The 3,484-nt window shown below is 67.8% G+C and carries 4 protein-coding genes and 1 pseudogene; 2 read left to right on the top strand and 3 right to left on the bottom strand.

Features of this window, described 5'->3' with window-relative positions:
* Positions 1-327 precede the first annotated feature (327 nt).
* Positions 328-459, top strand: a pseudogene (locus ACRDU5_RS10370) (antitoxin); the annotation flags it as partial.
* Positions 456-857: a TA system VapC family ribonuclease toxin gene (locus ACRDU5_RS10365; protein ID WP_526614405.1), complete on the top strand. Its 402-nt coding sequence runs from the start codon at positions 456-458 to the stop codon at positions 855-857. The pseudogene ACRDU5_RS10370 and the gene ACRDU5_RS10365, both read left to right, overlap by 4 nt.
* Before the next feature lie 63 nt (positions 858-920).
* On the opposite strand, the gene ACRDU5_RS10360 is transcribed toward ACRDU5_RS10365, so the two are convergent.
* The 3 genes from ACRDU5_RS10360 to ACRDU5_RS10350 form a co-directional block, all read right to left on the bottom strand.
* Positions 921-1,370: an SgcJ/EcaC family oxidoreductase gene (locus ACRDU5_RS10360; RefSeq protein ID WP_526614404.1), complete on the bottom strand. Its 450-nt coding sequence runs from the start codon at positions 1,368-1,370 to the stop codon at positions 921-923.
* A 34-nt stretch (positions 1,371-1,404) separates the two neighbouring features.
* Positions 1,405-3,108 (bottom strand): exodeoxyribonuclease V subunit alpha, encoded by a 1,704-nt coding sequence (gene recD / locus ACRDU5_RS10355; protein ID WP_526614403.1) that lies wholly within the window; start codon positions 3,106-3,108, stop codon positions 1,405-1,407.
* Positions 3,105-3,484, bottom strand: a 380-nt coding sequence (locus tag ACRDU5_RS10350; RefSeq protein WP_526614402.1) for a PD-(D/E)XK nuclease family protein, incomplete at its 5' end; no start/stop codon positions are given. The genes recD and ACRDU5_RS10350, both read right to left, overlap by 4 nt.

Raw genomic sequence — 3,484 nt, 5'->3', positions numbered from 1 at the left:
CCGGTACAGCGTGCTCCGATCGGAGGGCGGTGCCGTGCATTTCAGACCCACTGACCGTACAGACTCAACCGTCAATCGGGGTCGCACCGCGCCGCGGCAGGGATTTCAGGTCGCCGCTGTGACGTTTCCGCGAGGCTGTGGAGCCAACCCGGTGTGACGGTACCGTGTTTGCCAACGCTTTTGTGATCGATGGCGAGCGCTTGTTCAGCCTGCGCCGACGAGTCGCCGCGCGAGGCCCGTCGCCCGGATCGAGATCGGCCTCGCCTGTCGCTACGAGGTGGGCGACGCGGGCTCGACCGTGACGCCCGGAAACCACGCTGCCGGGGTGTGATCCGGCGGGGCCTGGGCGCCGGCAGCAACACCGCCATCTCAACAGACCCACGAACGGGATTGCCTCTGGTGAGCGTTGGCACGGTGGTGACCTCCGAGGATGTGCGGTCGTTGGAGGATGAGGAGTGACGGCGCTGCTCGACGCGAACGTGCTCGTCGCACTGGTTGTCGCCGAGCATGTCCATCACGACGCCGCCGTGAAATGGCTATCGGCGTCCGATGCAGCCTTTGCGACGTGCCCGGTCACCCAGGGAAGCCTTGTTCGATTCCTGCTGCGGGCCGGCCAACCCGCCGCGGCTGCGCGGGATGTCGTCGGCGCGCTCGAGCGGACGAGCCGCCACCAGTTTTGGCCCGACAGTGTCTCTTTCGCTGAGGTCCAGATGGAGGGTGTCGTGGGTCACCGTCAGGTGACCGATGCCTACCTTGCTCAGCTCGCGCGAAGCCGCAACGGGCAGTTGGCGACCCTCGATAGTGGGCTGGCGCACCTGCATGGCGACGTTGCGGTGCTCATCCCCACAGCCACGTGACGAGCGCTGACCTTGGCGTCTCGTCCCGCGATTCCCGTTGCGCCGAAATAGCATTCGCGTGCTTTACGGTTTCGGGTGGAGCATCGTGTTCTGCCCGGCCGCCAGCCACCACTGCCCATCGCGGCGTACCAGGACGTAGAGGGCCATCTCCGAGAACGCCGACGCGTCGTCGATCGGGATCGGTCGGCCCTGTTCGTCGAGCGCCACGCGGCGCACGTGGGCGACCGCCACGTCGGGGGCCGGCGCACCGATGTGAACCGCCTCGTAACGGGACGACGAACCCGCGACGCGTTCGGCTAACAAGCGCCGGTGAATGGCATGCAGGGTGTCGAACCCAACGACCGTCTCACCGTAGGGGCTGCCCCACAGCACATCGTCGGCGAAGTGGGCGTTGTAGGTCCGGGCGTCGGCGTTGTCTATTCCCGCCTGCAGTTCGGCGACGAACTCGTCGACGGCCTCGCGCGCTTCTCGCAATCGCTCGGGATCGTTGCACAGCGTTGGATTGGTCTGCATGAAACCGACCGTAAAACCTCAACAGTTGTTCATGTCAACATTTCTCGGGAGGCAATGGCGCCGCGTAGCGATCCCGATACAGGCGTTGTGCCAGCCCCGACGCCCGGATCGCCCGACGGTCGACCGCGGCGCGCACCGACGGCTCCGAGCCGACCACCCGGATCCTCTCCTTGGCGCGCGTCACCGCGGTGTAGAGCAGCTCGCGGCTCAGCAGCCGAGATTCCTCCGGCGGCATCAGCACCGTGACCTCTCGTGCCTGGCTTCCCTGGCTCTTGTGGATCGTCATCGCATACATGGTCTCGACGTCACCCAGGCGGCTTGTCGCGAAGTCGTTGGCTCCGATGCACGCCCTCAATCCGTCAGGCGACGCCACCACCACACCCGTGTCGCCGTTGTACACCCCCAACCCGTAGTCGTTCGCCGTCACCAACAACGGCCGCCCGACATACCACGGCGACCAAACCGCCTGGCCCGTCTCCTCCGTCAGCCACCGCTCCGCCTGGCCGTTCCAATACGCCACCCCATACGGTCCCTCCCGGTGCGCGCACAACAGCCGGTGCTCGTCAAGCGTCTTCACCGCAATCCCGCCTGCGCCCAGGACCGCGGCCTCCCGCACCCGCAGCGCGTGCGGCACCAGCACCTCCCGCAGGCGGGCCGCCGGATCCTCCACCTCGATGAACTCGATGTGCTCGTCACCGGCACGCAACAACTCCAGCGCCATATCCGCGCTTCCGTCGCGAATCGCCTGCGCCAGATGGCCGATCGACTCGCCGAAGCGATGCGACGTCTTCAGCGCCGCGATCTTCATGTCGCCCTGTCCCGACATGCCCTCAACCAGGTCCGCCAGCACCGCGCCGGCCTGCACCGACGCCAACTGATCCGGGTCACCCACCAAGATCAACCGGGTCTCCGGGCGCACCGCCTCCAGCAGCCGCGCCATCATCGTCAACGACACCATCGACGCCTCGTCCACCACGATCACGTCGTGCGGCAGCCGATTTCCGCGATCATGCCGAAACCGCGTCGAGGTGTCCGGCCTGCTGCCCAGCAGCCGGTGCAGCGTCACCGCCCGCAACTCGCCCAGCCGCTGGCGGTCCGCCTCGTCGAGCTTCGCGACCTCCGCCGCCACCGCCTCCTGCAGCCGCGCCGCCGCCTTGCCGGTCGGTGCCGCCAACGCGATTCGCGGACGCTCCTCAGCGTCGGCGATCAACGCCAACAACCTCGCCACCGTCGTCGTCTTCCCGGTACCCGGCCCGCCGGTCAGCACCGTGACCGACTGCGACAGAGCGATTTCCGCGGCGGCCCGCTGCTCCTTGAACTCCGGCGGCGGGAACAGCCGATCGAGCGCCTCCTGCGGAATCGACGCATGCGACGGCGCCGACAGCGCCGACAGGTCACGCGCGACCTGCTCCTCCTCCCGCCAATACCGGTCGAGGTACAGCAGCCCGTCGTCATGCAGCCGCAGTACCGGCGGCTCGCCCGACAGGCTGCTCGCCCGCACGGCCGCCACCCATTCCTCCGCCGACGGCCACGGCAGGTCCGGCGCGTCCGCCTCGTCAGCCACCGTCCGCAGATCCACACACACCGATCCGCCCCGCAGCGCTCGAACTGCCAATGCCGCAGCCAACCCCACGGTTTCGTCGGGCTCGTCGGCCAGGTCCGTGATCCGCCGCGCCACATGGACGTCGGACGGCGCAAGGATCTCCGCCTGGCTGAACTCCGCGAGTAGGTTGTTCACGCTGCGGCGCTCCCTCGGTCCAGCAGGTCGGACAGGTCGGTCACCAGCCGCACCGGTGGCTGCCAGCCGAACACCCCGCACGGATGACCCTCGATCATCGGCGTCTGCGCCCCGCACATCCCGCGGACGAACAGATACATCACCCCGCCCAGGTGCCGCTTCGGGTCGTAGTCCGGCAATCGCCAGCGCAGATATCGGTGCAGCACAACCGAATACAGCAGTGCCTGCAGCGGATAGTCGGAGTGCAGCATCGCCTCGGCCAGCCGCGGGAAGGCGTAGTCCGCGGCGCTGTCGCCGAGCTTGTTGGTCTTGTAGTCGACCACCACGAACCGCTGATCCGCTAGCCGCAAGACGACGTCGATCGACCCCGACAGAT

It is taken from the genome of Mycobacterium sp. (assembly GCF_050701515.1).
In the GTDB taxonomy this organism is placed as follows: domain Bacteria; phylum Actinomycetota; class Actinomycetes; order Mycobacteriales; family Mycobacteriaceae; genus Mycobacterium.
The sequence above is the reverse complement of the archived record's forward strand: the minus strand, read 5'-3'. Positions and strand labels throughout refer to the sequence as shown.

Coding starts and splice junctions, on each gene's coding strand:
- ACRDU5_RS10360 (WP_526614404.1), bottom strand. CDS start 1,370: ATGCAGACCAATCCAACGCTGTGCAACGATCCCGAGCGATTGCGAGAA.